General features: G+C 50.7%; 1 pseudogene. It reads right to left on the bottom strand.

The annotated features are described in order from the left end of the window. Window positions 1-380 precede the first annotated feature (380 nt). A pseudogene (locus tag FFR93_RS40350) lies at window positions 381-551 on the bottom strand (IS6 family transposase); the annotation flags it as partial. Window positions 552-1906 lie beyond the last annotated feature (1355 nt).

The raw sequence follows: 1906 nt of genomic DNA on the forward strand, positions 1-1906 counted from the left end.
GTTCTTGTAGCTGACGGCAGGACTGTTCATCCCAACCCATTATCCGACAACCGTTAAGCCGCTCACAACGTGACATCGCCGTTCTGACCGAGAGCCAGAAACCAAATTAGTCAATCACGAAAGCCGTGGGCTATTCGTTGCGCTCACGTTCAAGAAGAGCCGGCTGCTGCTGCTCCACCCGACAACCCGACACGCGTGGACCGTTAACCAAGAAAGTTGTGACAGGCTCCGCCCGAATCGCTGACCTCCTCGATCGAGGCGCGGGCAGGATATATCCTGATGTAAATGTCATGCCATGCTCGCGCTTCGCGCGAGCATGGCAGTTGCCTCTTTCTGTCTCCCACGACATATGGCGGGCGAAATGCCGTCCGAATTTCTCCGCCCCAGCTTCGAACGGTCTGATGCGTGACGATGATGCCGCGGGCCGCCAGCATGTCCTCAACCATGCGCAGGCTGAGCGGAAAGCGAAAGTAGAGCCATACCGCGTGCACAATGATCTCAGCGGGAAAGCGGTGGCGACGATAAAGCGGATCACGAGCAACTTCTGACATGGCCCATGTACGCACATCCTCATCAGCCGTCCGTTAACTTTACGGTGCCGTATATGTGCACTCATATATTTCATAACGCAAGAATATGATCAACAAGTAGATTAGATAATTTGCCAGGCCCTTTATTATTAATATTAAGACAATACAATAACGTTACACGATGGAATGATATCATACGGACAAGCGTATAACGGTAAACATAGAAGATTTAACAAGAACATAAAAAACACAAATACAGTAGGGCCATTGTACGGCTACTTTATACCGCCCAGCTGGGGTGCCCCCATGCCACCATTGTGAGCAGATCAGTAACTGCGATGAAGCGATTAAGCTGTTGATTGTGAGTAGCAGGACGAGCATCGGCCGGAGACAAATTCGTCACGACGATATCGGTGGTCGCTCCCCTAAAGTTGCCAGCCTCTACACAGTTCTTTGCATCCACCTCAGGCAGATACACGTAAGAGAGAGTAGTAGACCCGTGCCCAACAGCGTAAATACGTCTGTCTACCTCGATAAGAGCCGCAAGTATTCTAGGATCAGATTGTTTGTATGGCCCCCTAATTTTCCAGGTCATCGTGAGGCAAGGGAAGGAATGAAGACGAGTGCTTGTGGTGATGTGCAAGAGAGTTAGGAGATAGCAAGGAGCTCTGCGGTGGAAGAATCTAGGAATATATAGGCTGAGAGATAACTCGTTGTTATTGGAAAGAGTTTATAATGTACAACTGGCGCCATTGTTGCCTCTTCGGTGCAATAAAATGTCATGTTCTGGCTGTGTGCCCATTTAGGTTGCGTAGAGTCGCAACTTTTGTGCAGCCATTATCTCTCGCTTCAGTTCAAAGGGCAAAACTGTAGCGTTCTATAAAGGCCGGCCAACACGCGTCGCATTCTTCAAGATTATCGGTCATCCAATGGATCTTGAAGAGCCAGCTTAGCGGCGTCCCCCACCGCTCTTGGGAATCTGTGATATTGAGTGATTGGCTATTATTGAACGCCATTTAAAGAGAGTCGAATGTCCTTCGGTGGGGAGACGCTGTGGGGTCCACATTGGGCAGGATATATTGCCGTGTCGCCTTTCTTTGTGCATGCGTTCATGCGTTCATGCTGAATGGTCGTAAGCGCTCAACGGCTGAAATGAGAGCGGCAGCAACTATCGTCGCTGATGGCTCCGCGAGATGTGGTGGCAGCGCTGGCTTAGACAAGCGCATCTTACGCCACTCAATCGCTAAGCTACATCCGACAACCTCTCAGACGCTCCGTCGCGCATAAGATAGATCGTGAGGGCGATGTCACGTTGTTTCATGGACGCCTGAACAAGGCGCTTGTTTGTGACGTCAGGCAGTTGCGCCGGTCACGGC

Source organism: Rhizobium sp. MHM7A (assembly GCF_005862215.1).
In the GTDB taxonomy this organism is placed as follows: Bacteria; Pseudomonadota; Alphaproteobacteria; order Rhizobiales; family Rhizobiaceae; genus Rhizobium; species Rhizobium bangladeshense.